Genomic DNA, 15,253 nt, shown 5'->3' on the forward strand with positions numbered 1-15,253 from the left:
ACTGCGCAGGCAGCACAGGAGCCAGCCATGCAAAATGATTTCAAAATGCGCCTTGCGGTACACTTTCCGCGTGCGGTTGTCATGGGCATTACCGGCAACTGGGCCTTTGCCGCAGGCACGGTGCTGCTGGCCCTGCGGCGGCATAACCCCGCGCTCAATGCAGATATCATCGTGTTTTGCGATGACACCCTGCCCGCCAGTGATGCGCGCATTCTGCAAGATATGGGCGCGCAGCTTGTGCCCTTTGCGCCTGTTGACGCAGAGCTTACCCCTGAAGCCCTGTCGGTATTTTCGCCGCTCAGTCTGGCAAAATTCCACTGCTTTGACCTGCTGCGCCAGTACGAGTCTGTTGTCTGGCTTGATTCGGATATTCTGGTTCAGGATGAGCTGGAAGAGCTATTTGCCTGCGGCCCGCTGGCCCTGGCACTGGAAGACCCGGAATTTTCAGATCCGCCAGGGGCCAAATCCGCACAAATCAATCTGCACGGCACTGTGCAGGATTTTGACAGCGGGGCAGACAACCTGAATTCTGGCGTGATTGTGTTCCGCAATGATCTGCCCGCGCCCGAAAATCTGCGGCAGATGTGCCTCGATTTTGTGTGCAGGCACGGTACACTGCTGCGTTATCCCGATCAGGCGGCCTTCAACGCGCTGGCGCAGCGCCTGCTGCGGCAAGAACCGCCCTGCGTGCAGCTGCTGCCCCAGCGCTTCAACGCGCACCCGCGCAATCCGGCGGCAACCTATGCGCCTGTGGTGCATGCCTTTGGAGCCTACAAGCTGTGGAACGACGGCCTTACCGCAACGTGCTTTCCTGAATGGCAGCGCGATTATGCCCGCTGGCTGCGCCTTGGGGGCAGCCCCTATGTTGGGCCTGTGGAAAATGCGCAGTTTTTGGAAGGTGGCGCGTTTTCCCTGCTTGGCGGCCTGTGCGGCAGTATCGAAAAGGCCCAGACAGCACTGGCCGACATGCAGCAGCGTCTGCAAACAGAGAGCGCACTCCGTGCCCGTCTGGAGGCCGTCATCAGCAGGCTTGGCTGAGACGCGCCAGTGTTCAGCCTTACCCGCGCAAGTGCGGCCACATCCCTTCATCCGGCCAGTAGTCGTCCTGGTCGTCTTGCCCTGCGTCCGTAAATCCGTTGACAGGGGGCCGCTGCTCACGCTGTCAAAATTGCCGCACTTTCCATTTATAGGATATCTTTAACAGTTGATATTTACTAAAAAAATTAACAATGGCCGCAAAATTGCATCTCGCATTGCAGGATAACCGCGCACACGCGCGCCGCAATCAAGCGAGGATAGCATGACACCGATCATCTGGTTGCTGGGCCTTTCCGGCAGTGGAAAAACCACCCTGGGCTCTCTGCTGCGCCTGTACCTCGACGGACAGGGCATTGACGCTGAATTTATCGATGCCGACAGCTTTTGCCGCAGCAATAACCTGAGCACGGGTACGCCCCAGCAGCGTGTGCGCAATACCGATGCCCTGCGCGACCACGCACTGCATGTGCAGGCCAGCGGCAAGGTGTGCGTGGTGGCCGCCGCCACCCCTTATGAGGGCATGCGCGAGGCCAACCGGGCCCTGCTGCCCAACTACCGCGAGGTGTGGGTGCGCTGTTCGCTGCAAACCCTGGTGCAGCGTGACACCAAGGGCCTGTATGCCAAGGCCGAACGCGGTGACCTGCACGCGCTCGATTCCGTTTTTGACGCTTTTGACGAACCCCGCTGCCCGCACAGCATCATCGACACCGACAGGTTTTCGCTGGTGGAATGTTACGAGCAGCTGCGCGACCTGACGCTCGACGCCCTTGTGCCCCAAAATGACTGGCACGATGAGCCGCGCCGCATGTTGCCGCATGTTTCGCAAGCAGCGTTTGCAAATGCCGCCATAGCCCTGTAACGGGGCGCACCTGACAACCTGCATAGCCAGGTTCGGCGAAAGATGCCGCGCAGTGCATGCCCCAGGCATGGATTGCGCGGCATCCTACATATAGCGTGCGGCTGTGCCCTCAACGGCAGTCGTGCCAGATACTTACGCCGAATACAGGCCCGAAGTGCCGGAAAACTGCTGCGAGATAAAGGTGGCGTAGTCGTCTGTCATGCCAGATACAAAGTCCAGCACGCGCAGATAGGCCATGTACAGGCTGTCGTCCTTGCCGGGGGCATTGGCCCCCATGAGCGTGAGGGCGCGGGTTTCCTGATAGCTCATGGTATTGCCCTTGGTGAAGTTGAAGCAGGCGGGGATAAACACGTCCAGCAGGCGGCGGTAGAGTGTGTACGTGCCGATCTCAAGCGCTGTTTTTTGCGGGTTGTTCATGATCTTGCTGTTAAAAACCCGCCCGGCGGCGCTCATGAATCCGGCCACATCCTCGCGGGCGTGGTTCAGCAGGCTGCCCTCAAGGCTGCCCGCCATGATGGCCTCGTAATTGTCCATAAAGGTCTGGGTGATGGAGGGAATCATGCGCCCCATGGCCGTGGTGCGCAGCATGCTGGTACGCCTGCGGTCTGAATCCATGCACTCAAGTCGCGGGTCATCCAGGCAAGCGGCGTCAAGCAGGGGGGTCATGGCCTCCTTGAAGTCGGCATAGGAGATGATGCGCAGCTCGCGCGCGTCTTCCATGTCGATGATGCGGTAGCAGATGTCGTCTGCCGCCTCCAGCAGATACGAAAGCGGATGCCTGCGGCAGACCCCGCCCCTGGCAAGGCCCAGAGCATCAAAAATTTCGGCAAACAGCGCCCGCTCTGCCGTATAAAAGTTAAACTTGCTCTTGCCCAGGCCCTGAGCCTCGTAGGCCGAGCGCGGGTATTTCACCAAGGCGGCAATGACAGGGAATGTCAGCCGAAAGCCGCCCTTGTCCTTGTTGTTTTCGAGAGCGTTGATAACCCGAAAGCCCTGGGCGTTGCCGTCAAATGCCGTAAAGTCAGCCCATTCAGAGGGTTGCAGGTTTTTAAAATACTGCTCTTTGTGCCCGGAATCCTTGAACCAGTCGCGTATGGCTTCTTCGCCCGCATGCCCAAAGGGCGGATTGCCGATATCGTGCGCAAGGCAGGCGGCCTGGATGATCTGGCCCAGGTGGTCGGGCGTGAAATCTGGCGGCAGATCGCCGCGCTGGCGCAGGGCAGCGCCCACCCCCAGGCCCAGCGAACGCCCAACGCAGCTTACCTCAAGCGAATGGGTAAGCCGGTTGTGGATATGGTCGTTGCGCACCAGCGGGTGAACCTGGGTTTTTCTTGCCAGCCTGCGAAACGAGCTGGAAAAGATGATGCGGTCGTAATCTGCCAGAAAAGGATTGCGCCCTTCAACCAGCTGGTCATGGTTGATGCCCGCGCTGGCTTTGCGGTTGGGGGCCAGCAGCAATGCCCACTGCTCCATGAATGTGCTCATAATGCCTCCTCCCCTGCATGTACGGCATGCGTGCCACGCCCGCAAGCATGGCGGCAGATGCTTTTCTTTTGCTGCGGGCCTTGCTAGTCTTGTGGAACAGTTTCAACATACCCTTCCGCCATAGACATGGCGGCAACAAACCGTGCAGCAAGGCCCGCCATGACGAACTCGCTTTTTGACATGTCCCTTTCTGCCCATCTGGAACTTTTCAGCACGATGCAAACCCTGCGGCCAGCCGTGGAGGCTGCCGCAGAGCGGATGAAATCCGCCCTGGCCGCTGGCGGCAAGGTGCTTGTTGCCGGCAACGGCGGTTCGGCTGCCGATGCCCAGCATTTTGCCGCAGAGCTTGTGGGGCGCTTTCAGCGCAACCGCGCGGCTCTGGGCTGCATTGCCCTGACCACAGACACCTCAAGCCTCACGGCCATCAGCAACGACTGCGGCTTTGAGATGGTTTTTTCCCGGCAGATAGAGGCCCTTGCCCGCCCCGGCGATGTGTTTGTGGGCATTTCTACCTCTGGCAATTCTGCCAATGTCATTGCCGCAGTCAACGAGGCCCGCAATCGGGGTATTGCCTCCATTGCCCTGCTGGGGCGCGACGGCGGCAAGCTTGAAGCCCTGGCCGACATGGCCGTGGTGGTTCCCCATCAGGTGACGGCCCGCATACAGGAAGCCCACATTTTTATTCTGCACCACTGGGCAGATGTGCTCGAACGCGCCCTTGCGCAAGAATAAGGCCTGACCGCCCCTGTGCCGCGCGGCAGGCTTGCAGCGACCTTTTGGCAGTAACCGCAGGGCATCCGCCCTGAAAAAAAGCCCGCAACGAGGTTGGCCATGGATCAGCAGAACGTCGCCCAGTTTCTTGTTTCGTGCCTCAGGGCCGAAGGTGTTAAATACGTCTTTGGCATTCCCGGCGAGGAAAACATCAAGTTTGTACGCGCAGTGGCCGCCTCGGGCGATATCCGCTTTATTCTTGCCCGGCACGAGCAGGGCGCTTCCTTCATGGCCGATATTTATGGCCGCCTGACCGGCAAGGCGGGCGTATGCACCGCCACCCTGGGGCCGGGGGCCATCAATCTGCTGCTGGGCGCGGCAGACGCACAGACCAACTCAAGCCCGCTGGTGGCCATATCCGCCCAGGTGGGCCTCAAGCGCATTTACAAGGAATCGCACCAGATTGTTGACCTTGTGGGCATGTTCAAACCCGTGACCAAGTGGGCCGATACGGTGCTTACGCCGCAAGCCGTGCCCGAAATGGTGCGCAATGCCTTTCAGGTTGCGCAGGAGGAACGCCCAGGCGCCACCTACCTTGCCATTCCCGAAGATGTGGAAGCCGCCCCCATGCCACAGGCCGTGCCCCTCAATGCCACCGCCTGCGCCAAGGCCATTCCTTCGCCCGCCGCAGTGGCAGAGGCCGCCGCCGTGCTGCGCAGCGCGCGCAAGCCGGTGATCATGGCCGGGCATGGCGTTGCCCGCACTGGCAATGCCGCCGTGCTGGCCGCCTTTGCCGAGCGTTACAACATTCCCGTGGCCACCACCTTCATGGGCAAGGGCGTTATAAGTGACCGCAGCCCCCAGTCGCTGGGGGTTATCGGCTTTATGCGGCACGACTACGAAAACTGCGCCTTTGATCAGGCCGACGTGATTCTCTCCATTGGCTACGAATTGCAGGAATTCACGCCCATGCGCATCAACCCGCGTTCGGACAAGCGCATCATCCACATCAATACCTTTATGCCCGATGTGGACGCCCACTATAACCCCGAAGTGAACATCATGGCCGACGTGGGCCTTGCCCTGGCCGCGCTTGCCAAGGCCCTTGGGGCAGAGCCGCTGCTTTCTGCCGGGCGCGGGGCCAGAATCCGCGAACTGGTGGAGGCCGAGCTTGCCAAGGGCCGCGAGAGCGACGCCTTTCCTCTCAAGCCGCAGCGCATTGTGAGCGACATTCGTGCCGCCATGGGTGACGAAGATATTGTGCTGGCCGACACCGGGGCCATCAAGATGTGGATGGCGCGCCTGTACCCCACCTACGCGCCCCTGACGTGCATTGTTTCCAACGGTCTTTCCACCATGGCCTTTTCCCTGCCTGGGGCCATTGGCGCGCATCTGGCGCACCCCGATCGCAAGGTGCTTGCCGTTATGGGCGATGGCAGCTTTTTGATGAATTCGCAGGAAATGGAAACCGCCGTGCGCGAGAATATTCCGCTCAAGATTCTGGTGTGGGTGGACGACAGCTACGGTCTGATCAAGTGGAAGATGGATATGGAATCGGGCTCGCACGACTGCGTGGATTTTGGCAACCCCGATTTTGTGGCCTATGCCGAAAGCTTTGGGGCCAAAGGCTACCGCATTGAAAGTGCCGCAGATCTTTTGCCCACACTGCAAAAGGCCCTGGACGAACCCGGTGTGTCGCTGGTGGCCTGCCCGGTGGACTACAGCGAGAACATGGCCCTTATCAACAGTCTTGGTGAGCTGACGCCCGCGCTTTGCGCGCTGGATGAGTTGTAGGGGCTGCGCGGCGGCGTGTTCGCCCGTGGCGCGTGTTTTAGTTTCATCAGCGGGGATGATTGTTTTTGGGTTTCTGCCCTGCGGGCATGCAATTTCTCCATCCGGCGAAGTTGGGACGCCTGCGCGGCGCACGGCAAGGCGGGGCCGGTTATGGGGCTACGCCCCCTTCTCGGCCCCCCTTGCATCCCCCCCGAAGCACCCCCTAAGAAGGGTTTTCAATGTCCTTGGCCTTGCGAGGGCACGCGTCCTGTGCTTCGGGAGCTTCCTTCCCTCGCTGCGCTCGCTCAGGTGATCTCCCTCCGCGACGCGTAAATGCCAGAGAACGCTTTCGCTCTGGGCAAAGTCCGCTTCAGCCAAATATTGCAGATAAGTGGCCGTGCTGAAGCAATTCGTTGCATCAACCCCCCAGCGGCATACAATCTTTTTCATCCCGCAGCTCTCTGCCTCTCTTAATTTTTCTACTCGCCAATGCCCTCGTACAGGGCAGAGGACAGATAGCGCTCGCCCGCATCGGGCAGAATAACCACAATGGTCTTGCCCGCAAATTCCGGCAGTTCGGCAATGCGCGCCGCCGCCGCTGCCGCCGCGCCCGATGAAATACCGGCAAGAATGCCTTCTTCGCGCGCCAGCCTGCGGGCAAATTCAATGGCCTCGTCATTGCCCACGGCTTCCACCCTGTCCAGCAGGCTGACATCCAGGGTTTCCGGTATAAAACCCGCGCCAATGCCCTGAATTTTGTGCGGCCCCGGTTGCAGGGGCTGCCCCGCCAGATGCTGGCTGATCACCGGGCTGGCCGCAGGCTCTACCGCAACGGAAACAATGCTCTTGCCCCGTGTGTGCTTGAGATAGCGCGAGATGCCCGTGATTGTACCGCCCGTTCCCACACCCGCCACTATGGCATCTACCTGACCATCGGTGTCATTCCATATTTCCGGGCCGGTTGTGGCCTCGTGTATGGCCGGGTTGGCCGGGTTTTTGAACTGCTGGGGCATAAAAAACTTGTCGGGGTTGGCCGCTGCCAGCTCTTCGGCCCTTCGGATAGCCCCGGGCATGCCCTCTGCGCCGGGGGTAAGCACCAGTTTTGCACCCAGCATGGCAACCACGCGGCGGCGCTCAAGGCTCATGGTTTCGGGCATGGTGAGTGTGAGCTCATAACCCTTGGCGGCGGCCACATAGGCCAGCGCAATGCCCGTATTGCCGCTGGTGGGCTCCACAATGCCCACGCCGGGGCGCAGCAGCCCACGGCTTTCTGCGTCGGCAATCATGGCCGCACCTATGCGGCATTTGACGGAATAGGAAGGGTTGCGGCCCTCAATCTTGGCCAGCACGGTGGCCTTGGAGCCCACCACGCGGTTGAGCCGCACCAGAGGTGTGTTGCCGATGGAAAGGGGATTGTTCTGATAGATTCTGGACATACGCTTTCTCCTTGCCCGCCTTGGCGATGCTGTGTGCAATCCAGATTGTATGGTTCAGCCGTGTCGGGCGGGCTTGGTGTGCTCTGGCCCGGCATTAAATACACTTACTCGACTGACTTAGTGATAATAACAGAACTCCTGAAAGGCAAGCCCTTCTTGCGAGAATATTTTCGCCCGTCCCAAGAGGAAGGAGCGGGGCTGGGATCAGATGCTGAAATCGGGTATATTCGCTGTCTGCGCGTCCAGCAGATCCTGTAGCGTGGTGTTGCCGTACACGTTTTCCAAAGCCTGCCGGGCGCGCTGCCACAGGGGCATGAACACGCAGTCTGGCCCAAGCGAACACTTGCGCACGGGGCTTTCGCCCTCGCAGTCAAAGGGGTGAACCGGGCCATCCAGAAAGCGTATGACATCCAGGGCGGTTATCTGGCCTGCAGGGCGGGCCAGCACAAAGCCCCCGGCCTTGCCGCGACGGCTCTCCACAAACCCGCCGCGCCGTAGCTGATTGAGAATATTCTCAAGAAAACGGGGAGGGATGGCCTGCGCCTCGGCTATTTCCTGAATGCGCGTTGGGCCGTTGCCCGTGCGGCGGGCCAGCTCAAACAGGGCGCGCAGCCCGTATTGGCACTTGAGTGAAACGCTCATGGATAATCCTTGCGTCAATCGGGGAGAAGCGACCTGAAAAGCAATACCTGCCTGGCCAGGGAGCGGCGCAGGCAGGGGCCAGCATTGGGGCGGCGATCAGCCAAAGCTTACGGTTTCGCCTGGGGCCATTTCCACGCAGTTGCAGGAGAGCTGCAAGCGCGCCAGTTCAGCCTTGAAACTCTCGGTGTTCTGGGCCAACAGGGGAAAGGTTCCCCAGTGCATGGGCACAACGGCCTTGCAGCGCAACAGTTTGCAGGCCAGGGCCGCCTGACGCGCATCCATGGTAAATACGCCGCCCACGGGCAGCAGGGCCACGTCTATGTCGTACAGCTGGCCCCAAAGCTCCATGCCGCTGAAAATACAGGTATCGCCCGCATGGTACACGGTGAGCCCGTCGGGCATGCGCACAATGTATCCCGCCGGAGAGCCGGAATCGCTGGAATGGTAGGCCTGCGTCATGGTGACGCTCACGCCCTTGTGGGACACCGTGCCGCCCATGTTGAAGCCGATGCCGTTCATGATCTGCTCCATGGGCACGCCCTCTTCGGCCAGCTTGCCCGCCGTGCCCACAATGGCCCCCAGCAGCGCGCCGGTGCGGCGGCACAGGGATACGGCGTCGCCCACGTGGTCGCCGTGGTCGTGGGTTACCAGAACGATGTCCGCATCACCGGCAGTGTCGGCGGTGACACTCGTAGAAGGGGCAAAAAAAGGATCAATAATCACCTGCGCTTCGGGCGCGGCGATTTTGAACGCCGAGTGTCCAAACCATGTTATGTCGCTCATGCTGCCTCCAGCGTAGTACAGTAATCTTGTTGGAAAAAGTGTGCAGATTTGTGAAATGAAAAGCCGCAGAATATGGTTTGCCTGGCTGCCCTATGCCTGCCCTGTCCAGCGGGCGAGATTGTGCGCAAGCCCCACCTGATCAAAAATGCGGCCACAGAATTGCTCCAGCAGTTCATCCACGCCCGCAGGCCGCAGATAAAAACACGGAGAGAAGGGCATCACCACCGCCCCTGCCTCGCGCAGGGTGAGCATGTTGCGCAGATGGATGGCAGAAAGCGGGCTTTCGCGCGTGACAAGCACCAGCGGCAGGCGTTCTTTCAGCGCCACATCGGCAGCCCGGTGAACAAGGTTGCGCGTGGCCCCGCTGGCAATGGCGCCGACAGTGCCCATGGAACACGGCACTACCAGCATGGCCGCAGGCTCGCTGCCGCGCCGCCACCACGAACCGCTGGCCGGGCCTGCGCCCAGGTCTTCCGCTGGGTACACGGTGTGCGCCAGTGCGGTGAGCAATGCGGCATCCGCGCCGCATTCGGCCTTAAGCACGGCCCGCGCACCCTCTGAAACCACGCAGTGGGTGCGCACCTGGGGCATGGCCGCCAGCAGCCGCATAAGGCTCAAGGCCAGCGGCATGCCGCTGGCACCGCTTACCCCAACAAGAATATCGCGCATGCTTTTTCCACCGTATAAAATCGTTGGGGTATTTTTATCCCACATTGCAGCGGTGCGCAAACCCGCAGGCCGCCAGCGAGTGAGCCAAAAAGGTTTGGTGAAAACAGCAGGGCCGCCAGCCGTCCTCGCCCCGGGATTGAGCTGTGTGCCTGCGCCGAGCCTTGACAGCCGCCAGCACAAAGCATATCAAAAACCTTCTTATGCGCTCGTAGCTCAGTTGGATAGAGCGTTGGCCTCCGGAGCCAAAGGCCGTGAGTTCGAATCTCGCCGGGCGCACCATAAAAATTAAGCCCTTACGATAAAAAATCGTAAGGGCTTTTGCTTTACTCAATTTTTTTCCAACCCTATTTCCAACCTTTTTGCAAAAAATGGAAATTACACCATGCAACTCTTTAGCACATCTACTGCGGAGAATCGCATAGTTGCACAAGCTATCCCAGAATGTTGCGTTCACGACAGACAATGGCTATCTTTCAAGAATGAGCGCAAACAAGGGACATCTTCCTCCACTCAGGCCGTGTATCAAATGCGGCAAAATGCCTCAACGTGAAACATCAAGGCCGGAGGGAAGAACCCACGATATTTACCGCTATGCTTGTGAATGTGGCAACTGTCCACTCCAGTGGTCTGTCAGCGAATCTGCTGCAATTCGTTTGTGGAATGCATATGTTGCGACTTGACCTATACTTCAGTCGAAAAATAAAAGTATAGCAAGGGCAAGGAAGCGGGAAGCCCCCATTTCCCTGCCCAAGAATCAACTGTGATTTTTACCTGCCTTCGCTTTCAGGCAAGGCCAGCCTTTTCGGTTCTTCTTCAGCATTGCATCTGCCGTCTTTCCGATTTTCCAATTCCACCGACAACGCTGCCGCTGTGAACACCCCTGCGATCCCTGCCAGTACGCCGCCTAAAAATGCCCATTTACTGCCCATATTCTTTCTCCTTTCGGGTAGCCTAGTACGGCTAGTCATCCCAATTGTCTTTAATTGCTTGAAGTACAGCTATAACAACTGGTATCCAGCTAAGATAATTCATTTATCCTCCTTTCATTTAGCAGCGCTGGATGCGCCGTTTTTTGTTAAGTAGGAAGAAACGAAATATTCCCGTTCGGCTCCAAGGTCTGAAATCAAGCGGCACCATCATACAGCACCGCCTTTGAGTAATGCAGCCTGCAGCATGGCAAACACGGCAGGCACCAGATCAGGCAGATCGTTGACCACCTTACTTGTGTGCGGCAGCAGGTGCGTGATGTGTTCATCTCGAATGCCAAGGCCGTAAACTTCAAAGCCAAGTTTTTGGGCCACCCCTATGGCATTGTTTGCGGCCAGCGGGTTGTCCGGCATGCCGTCAGTGATTACCAAGATCATCTTGCGTTGTTCTTTGAGAGGCAGCATGTTTTGCAGCACCCACCACAAAGCCCCAGCCAAGGGGGTTCCGCCAGAAGCCAGAATGTCGAACCTATCAGGCAACGGCTGCCCATGCCGCATTATTGGGAATACAGAGTTTGTGACCGTCGTAGCGGGGAAAACCGTAACCGCTGGGTTCACGCCACGAATATGGCTCAGGGCAGTTGCCACGGCATAGCAGGCCCGATTGGCAAGATTAATCGGTGCGCCAGCCATGCTTCCGCTTACGTCCAGCAGGATATGGACAGCGGTGTTAACGCCTTGCTGCTCAGATTCTTTTTGAAAAACACGAGCATTGCCGACCTGCAGACGGTGCAGCGAATTGGCGTGCAGTGTGCCCCTGCGACCAATACTGCATCGCCTTTGTGTCTGTGCCTGCAGAAAGCCCTGAAGGCGAGTGCGCAGGGCAATGCTGGCCTGAAGGGCTTGCAGCTTCTGCTCTGCAGGCAAGGGGGCTGCATGTCGGGTACCTTCCACGGCCACGGTCAGTGCGTCACCAGCTGATTCTGCGCTGCTATTGGCAAGCTCAATCGACATGATTTCGCCGATTTGCTGGGGTAGGTCCTGGACCTCAGCATGAAACAGGGCCTTGAGTGGTAAAGCACTCGATGGTTGGACCGGTTCAGATTGCTGGTCGATTTGTGTGGCAGAATCGTTGGTCTTCCCTGTCGCCCTAGGTGTAGCTCCCTGGTCGTTCGTGCTCGCGCATTTGCTAGTTGAAACATGTCGAGGAGGTTCCCACTGCCTGACGCATATGGCAATTTGTCGAGCATATTCGACTGCTGCCGCAGTATCCGGACAATGGATGTAAACCTTGACCAAGATGGCATCCAGGGCATCTTTCAATCCGGGAAAGTGCTGCTCCACGATGCTTGCCGCGTTTTGGCGTGCCGGGGTCACTTCGTCCACATCCCAAGCCCGCACCGTCAGCAGCACATAGTCCAAAACAGCAAGGGCCGGGGAATCGTCCCCGGCCCTTGCTGGTGCTTGCTCTACAAAGAATCGTCGTATCAGCCAGTTCAGGTTTCTTCGGCAGCCAGGGAAAATGCCTGACAGTTTCTTTTCAACGCGCCAATCCTCAAGGCAGTTGAGCAAATTGAAGGTCACAGGATCAAGGTTTGCAGCTTTCAACACCCCGAAATCAGTGTGCCGTATATGGGCAGCCTCATGGTCTGTGAACCCCTTAGCCAGTGCCAGTAATTCAGGCTCACAATCCATAGGCAACGCGGGCAAGTGAATAACCTTACCGTTGGTGCAGGCTTCCTTACCGCCGATACGCACCTGCACCCCATAGCGGTCGCCAAGGATAGACGCCAGCAGGGGCAGACAGTTGAGAACGTCTTTTGTGCGTACCATGCTGTCACCACAGGCCCAGGCTGGGTATGGCAGGATGCGGCAACGCGCTATCTGCCACAGGAATATCAGGCATAATGGGCTCATCATCCATATTCCCGTCCACGGTGCCATCCATCTGTCCAGCAAGTCCGCCCGGCTCGTGGATAACCTCCGGACCAGCCAAAAGGGCATCCAGCACAAAGGCCGGGCCGTAGCCCTCAATAACTTTCTGGGCGTGGCCCACAAGAGCCGTACTGTCTTTGAGCAGGCAGACCAGTCCCTGCAACAGTAGCAGATCTGTGCCGGTGATGTTGCCCTTCTTGGGCATGCGCAGCAGTGCAGCCTGCACGATGTCAGCCACCGGGGCCACATGTGGCTCTACGAAAGACAAACCCGTGAGCTTGGCATGCAGGGTGCGCAGCGGTGAGAGCGCCTTGTGGGTTACCTCCGTCTTGCCGTGATAAACCCTGCGCCAGATATCGTCAGCCGACTTGGCCACCTCATCAAACAGGGTGCCGCCGAGGCCTTGCACCTCTTCCGCCAGACCGGCTTCCAGCACAGCGGTGTTGTCTGTGTGCTGTTCAAGCGGGGCCACCTTATACAACTGCCAGCGAAAATCCATGCGGGCGCGTACATAGTCAGGCCCCACAAGGGAGTTGCGAATAATTTCGCCCCACTGATGGTGCTTCTCAATCCATGCCTGCACATTTTTGTCGTAACAATCCAGAAATGCTTCCTTTTCTTTCTGGAATTCAGTGCGGATGTTAAGCAGCTCCTGCACGATTTCGCCGGCCTTTTCTTCGGGAATGGCCCAGCCAGACATGAACCGCACCCCGTTCCGGTCAAGGTAGTTGAAGGCGCGGGCTTTGAGTGTGCCGAACACCTTGAGGTTTTCCGGGTCAGCGATGCGCTTTGATCCAAGAGATGCGAGGTCTTCAGGGGGCAGTTCTGCGCCGCCCAGGTCTTCCTGACTCATTTTGCGTCGGGCCGACCACACGCTGACGTTGAGGTTGAGGGCCAGCAAGTTATCAAGAATGCGGATGTCAGAAACAAGTTGTGCCATAGTGGCCTCCTAGAATGAGCTTCTTGTTGTATTGAGGGAGTAGCCTTCTTTGATTTTCTTTTCTGCGCGGGCTTCAAGCTCCATCACGGAATTGTTGCCCTCACAGTTTTCGGCGGGAATAAAATGCTGCTGGCCGACGGTGTCCGGCTTGCCCCACTTTAGCGTGAGGCCCACAGGGCTAGCCTCGCCGATCCAGAACTTGCCGTCCTGCTTTTTGCCGGAAAGATTGTGGATTACCTGAAGATGAACGAGGGGCTTGCCCGCCGTAGGTGTGTGATGCAGATGGCCACGCATGAAGCGTAGTGCTTGCTCGCCTTGCAGGTTTTCTGCATCAGACGTTTCTGTTTTGGGGGTCTCATCTTCCATCTGCTGCGGGAACATGCGTTGGGCCAGCTCGTGCAACATGGCGCGGGTTTCACGGCTGGCTCGAAAACCCAGTGCCCGGTCGAGGGCGTAGGTGACGGGCTGTATGCCCTGATGGGCCAGCGGCTGAAAGCGCACAGTCAAATCCCCCCAGCGCAGTAGGCTGCGTGTGGAGAAGGTGACTTCTATGGTATTGGTCAGATTGCTGGCGCTAGTTTCACCCATGAATAGTTTGCGGACTTCATTGGCATAATCCACCATGGTGGTGCACAGCGATTCGGGGAGCGAAGGGAAGCTCCTTGCGAGCAGGCTTTTTTCCACCTCGGCAGAGGGGTATCCAACTTCACAAATAATGAAACGGTCCAGCCATGCAAGGTTCTGACGCTGGGTCCCCTGGTAGAGGCCGGTGTCATCGCCACCGCCATTGGTATTGGCCGTGGCAACCAGACGGAACATGGGGTGCGGCGCAATCAGTTCTCCGCCGTTTTCCGCTATGCACAGGGGGGAGCCGTCCAGCACGCTGTTCAGGCCTGCTGCTATCTCTGGCGAGGTCAGGTCGATTTCGTTCAGCAAAATTATCGCCCCGTAGCGCATGGCAAGCGCAAGCGGGCCGTATTCAAAGGTCATGCTGCCATTTTTTACTGTCAGGTGACCAACCAGGTCGGCAAACTCCAGCCGCCCATGTCCGGTGACCTCAAATACCGGATAGTTAAGCCTGGCTGCCAGCTGCTTGATGCATGTCGTTTTACCACATCCTGTGGGGCCGAAAACGTACAACGGTTCCTGTGGGTTGAGAAACCAAACCACAACATCGCGGCTGGACTCATGGAAAATATAGTCGTTGTCAATGGCCGGGGTGTAGGTCGAACGGACGGCGTAGCCCCTGACCGTGGTGCCAGAAGGCTTGCCGCTGAAAATCTGACCGGCATCAAGATCCGTGGACTGTAGGTTACTAAGGTCGTCGATAGTATTCATGCCTAGCTCCTTAAAACGAAAACTGCCCCAGGACGGGGCGGTTGTGGCGAATATGATAAAAGTGAGGGGATGGTCATGAGTTCCCCATTTTTTCAGTTTATGGGCGAGATACTCAATTTTTCGAAAGGTGAGCCTGTGCGCTCGCAACGGGTTAGCAATGTATCCACGTCAATATCGCCCATGTGCTCCGCATGAAAAATCTCGGTCAACTCCTCCCGCAGAGCATCCTTGTCCAAAGTGGTGCGGCCAGCTGTCACTGACATGCGGAAGCGGTAGTTTCCCGTGTCTACCCAATCCCGTGTACCAGCATGGCGGTGAACAAGCTTGAGCACAGTTTCCATCTCTCTTATTTCGCTATCTAAAGCGGTGCGCTGTTCCTTGAGGGCAGCCAGCTTTTCCAGTGCGGGCTCCCACTGGGGCATTTGCACGCCTTGCGGGAATTTGGGGCAGTCAACGTTGTGTCCGCAGTACGAGCACAATGGGTAAAAGCCCTGAGCGCAATCCACCTGTTCCAAGGTTATGTGCCCAGCGCGAAATGCCGTTAGCTCACCCCAAAGTTGCGCCGCATGGTCAAGGGCCATATCCAGCATGGCCTGATTGAAGCCATAGGGGCCGAATGTTTTAACCTCTTTCATGGAAAGGCAGAGCAACCACGCTTCCATACTTGCCTCGGCAGCAGTTGGGGGCATCTCAAGACCAAGCTGGGCACGGCAAAGTT

The 15,253-nt window shown here is 58.2% G+C and carries 12 protein-coding genes, 1 tRNA gene and 2 pseudogenes; 5 read left to right on the plus strand and 10 right to left on the minus strand.

The genetic code is table 11. From position 1 onward, the window contains the following. The first annotated feature begins 27 nt into the window (after positions 1 to 27). A complete protein-coding gene (locus tag ACE3NW_RS06070; protein WP_374281438.1) occupies positions 28 to 1,038 on the plus strand; it encodes a glycosyltransferase family 8 protein in 1,011 nt (336 codons plus the stop codon). 262 nt (positions 1,039 to 1,300) lie between these two features. Further along, a complete protein-coding gene (locus tag ACE3NW_RS06075) occupies positions 1,301 to 1,897 on the plus strand; it encodes an adenylyl-sulfate kinase (protein ID WP_374281440.1) in 597 nt (198 codons plus the stop codon). A gap of 132 nt (positions 1,898 to 2,029) precedes the next feature. Here the strand turns inward: ACE3NW_RS06075 and ACE3NW_RS06080 are convergent, their stop codons facing one another. After that, on the minus strand, positions 2,030 to 3,382 hold the full coding sequence (locus tag ACE3NW_RS06080; RefSeq protein WP_374281442.1) for a deoxyguanosinetriphosphate triphosphohydrolase: 1,353 nt from the start codon (positions 3,380 to 3,382) through the stop codon (positions 2,030 to 2,032). A gap of 159 nt (positions 3,383 to 3,541) precedes the next feature. Here ACE3NW_RS06080 and ACE3NW_RS06085 point away from each other — a divergent pair, with 159 nt between their 5' ends. Together ACE3NW_RS06085 and ACE3NW_RS06090 are read left to right on the plus strand one after the other, a co-directional pair. Continuing rightward, complete coding sequence (locus tag ACE3NW_RS06085; protein ID WP_374281444.1) at positions 3,542 to 4,114, plus strand: SIS domain-containing protein; 573 nt, start codon at positions 3,542 to 3,544, stop codon at positions 4,112 to 4,114. A 99-nt stretch (positions 4,115 to 4,213) separates the two neighbouring features. Then, positions 4,214 to 5,887 carry an acetolactate synthase large subunit gene (locus tag ACE3NW_RS06090; RefSeq protein WP_374281446.1) on the plus strand — a complete coding sequence of 558 codons (1,674 nt, stop codon included), beginning with the start codon at positions 4,214 to 4,216 and terminating at the stop codon, positions 5,885 to 5,887. Between the two features lie 458 nt (positions 5,888 to 6,345). Here ACE3NW_RS06090 and cysK read toward each other — a convergent pair whose 3' ends face one another. The 4 genes from cysK to ACE3NW_RS06110 all read right to left on the minus strand — a co-directional run bounded on the left by cysK (position 6,346) and on the right by ACE3NW_RS06110 (position 9,396). Further along, positions 6,346 to 7,302 carry a cysteine synthase A gene (cysK, locus tag ACE3NW_RS06095; RefSeq protein WP_374281448.1) on the minus strand — a complete coding sequence of 319 codons (957 nt, stop codon included), beginning with the start codon at positions 7,300 to 7,302 and terminating at the stop codon, positions 6,346 to 6,348. A gap of 204 nt (positions 7,303 to 7,506) precedes the next feature. Beyond that, positions 7,507 to 7,944, minus strand: coding sequence for an Rrf2 family transcriptional regulator (locus ACE3NW_RS06100; protein WP_374281450.1), 438 nt, complete (start codon positions 7,942 to 7,944; stop codon positions 7,507 to 7,509). A 96-nt stretch (positions 7,945 to 8,040) separates the two neighbouring features. Continuing rightward, positions 8,041 to 8,727 (minus strand): metal-dependent hydrolase, encoded by a 687-nt coding sequence (locus tag ACE3NW_RS06105; RefSeq protein WP_374281452.1) that lies wholly within the window; start codon positions 8,725 to 8,727, stop codon positions 8,041 to 8,043. Between the two features lie 90 nt (positions 8,728 to 8,817). Continuing rightward, on the minus strand, positions 8,818 to 9,396 hold the full coding sequence (locus ACE3NW_RS06110) for a UbiX family flavin prenyltransferase (RefSeq protein WP_374281454.1): 579 nt from the start codon (positions 9,394 to 9,396) through the stop codon (positions 8,818 to 8,820). 202 nt (positions 9,397 to 9,598) lie between these two features. Between ACE3NW_RS06110 and ACE3NW_RS06115 the strand changes: the two genes are divergently transcribed. Beyond that, positions 9,599 to 9,675 (plus strand) — tRNA-Arg (locus tag ACE3NW_RS06115). Between the two features lie 488 nt (positions 9,676 to 10,163). Here ACE3NW_RS06115 and ACE3NW_RS06120 read toward each other — a convergent pair. The 5 genes and pseudogenes from ACE3NW_RS06120 to ACE3NW_RS06140 all read right to left on the minus strand — a co-directional run. Continuing rightward, a complete protein-coding gene (locus ACE3NW_RS06120) occupies positions 10,164 to 10,325 on the minus strand; it encodes a hypothetical protein (protein ID WP_374281456.1) in 162 nt (53 codons plus the stop codon). Between the two features lie 207 nt (positions 10,326 to 10,532). Beyond that, a complete protein-coding gene (locus ACE3NW_RS06125) occupies positions 10,533 to 12,155 on the minus strand; it encodes a hypothetical protein (protein WP_374281458.1) in 1,623 nt (540 codons plus the stop codon). Between the two features lie 4 nt (positions 12,156 to 12,159). Further along, the gene (locus ACE3NW_RS06130) at positions 12,160 to 13,197 is read right to left on the minus strand and encodes a DUF3150 domain-containing protein (protein ID WP_374281460.1); all 1,038 of its coding nucleotides are present in this window, start codon (positions 13,195 to 13,197) and stop codon (positions 12,160 to 12,162) included. 369 nt (positions 13,198 to 13,566) lie between these two features. Continuing rightward, positions 13,567 to 14,535: pseudogene (locus tag ACE3NW_RS06135) on the minus strand (AAA family ATPase); the annotation flags it as partial. Between the two features lie 92 nt (positions 14,536 to 14,627). Further along, positions 14,628 to 15,253, minus strand: a pseudogene (locus ACE3NW_RS06140) (hypothetical protein); the annotation flags it as partial.

This window comes from Desulfovibrio sp., assembly GCF_041907885.1.
GTDB lineage: Bacteria > Desulfobacterota > Desulfovibrionia > Desulfovibrionales > Desulfovibrionaceae > Desulfovibrio.

Bases quoted from the DNA above. Each gene is read 5' to 3' on its own strand.
- ACE3NW_RS06070 (WP_374281438.1), top strand. From the start codon at position 28: ATGCAAAATGATTTCAAAATGCGCCTTGCGGTACACTTTCCGCGTGCG.
- ACE3NW_RS06075 (WP_374281440.1), top strand. From the start codon at position 1,301: ATGACACCGATCATCTGGTTGCTGGGCCTTTCCGGCAGTGGAAAAACC.
- ACE3NW_RS06080 (WP_374281442.1), bottom strand. From the start codon at position 3,382: ATGAGCACATTCATGGAGCAGTGGGCATTGCTGCTGGCCCCCAACCGC.
- ACE3NW_RS06085 (WP_374281444.1), top strand. From the start codon at position 3,542: ATGACGAACTCGCTTTTTGACATGTCCCTTTCTGCCCATCTGGAACTT.
- ACE3NW_RS06090 (WP_374281446.1), top strand. From the start codon at position 4,214: ATGGATCAGCAGAACGTCGCCCAGTTTCTTGTTTCGTGCCTCAGGGCC.
- cysK (WP_374281448.1), bottom strand. From the start codon at position 7,302: ATGTCCAGAATCTATCAGAACAATCCCCTTTCCATCGGCAACACACCT.
- ACE3NW_RS06100 (WP_374281450.1), bottom strand. From the start codon at position 7,944: ATGAGCGTTTCACTCAAGTGCCAATACGGGCTGCGCGCCCTGTTTGAG.
- ACE3NW_RS06105 (WP_374281452.1), bottom strand. From the start codon at position 8,727: ATGAGCGACATAACATGGTTTGGACACTCGGCGTTCAAAATCGCCGCG.
- ACE3NW_RS06110 (WP_374281454.1), bottom strand. From the start codon at position 9,396: ATGCGCGATATTCTTGTTGGGGTAAGCGGTGCCAGCGGCATGCCGCTG.
- ACE3NW_RS06120 (WP_374281456.1), bottom strand. From the start codon at position 10,325: ATGGGCAGTAAATGGGCATTTTTAGGCGGCGTACTGGCAGGGATCGCA.
- ACE3NW_RS06125 (WP_374281458.1), bottom strand. From the start codon at position 12,155: ATGGTACGCACAAAAGACGTTCTCAACTGTCTGCCCCTGCTGGCGTCT.
- ACE3NW_RS06130 (WP_374281460.1), bottom strand. From the start codon at position 13,197: ATGGCACAACTTGTTTCTGACATCCGCATTCTTGATAACTTGCTGGCC.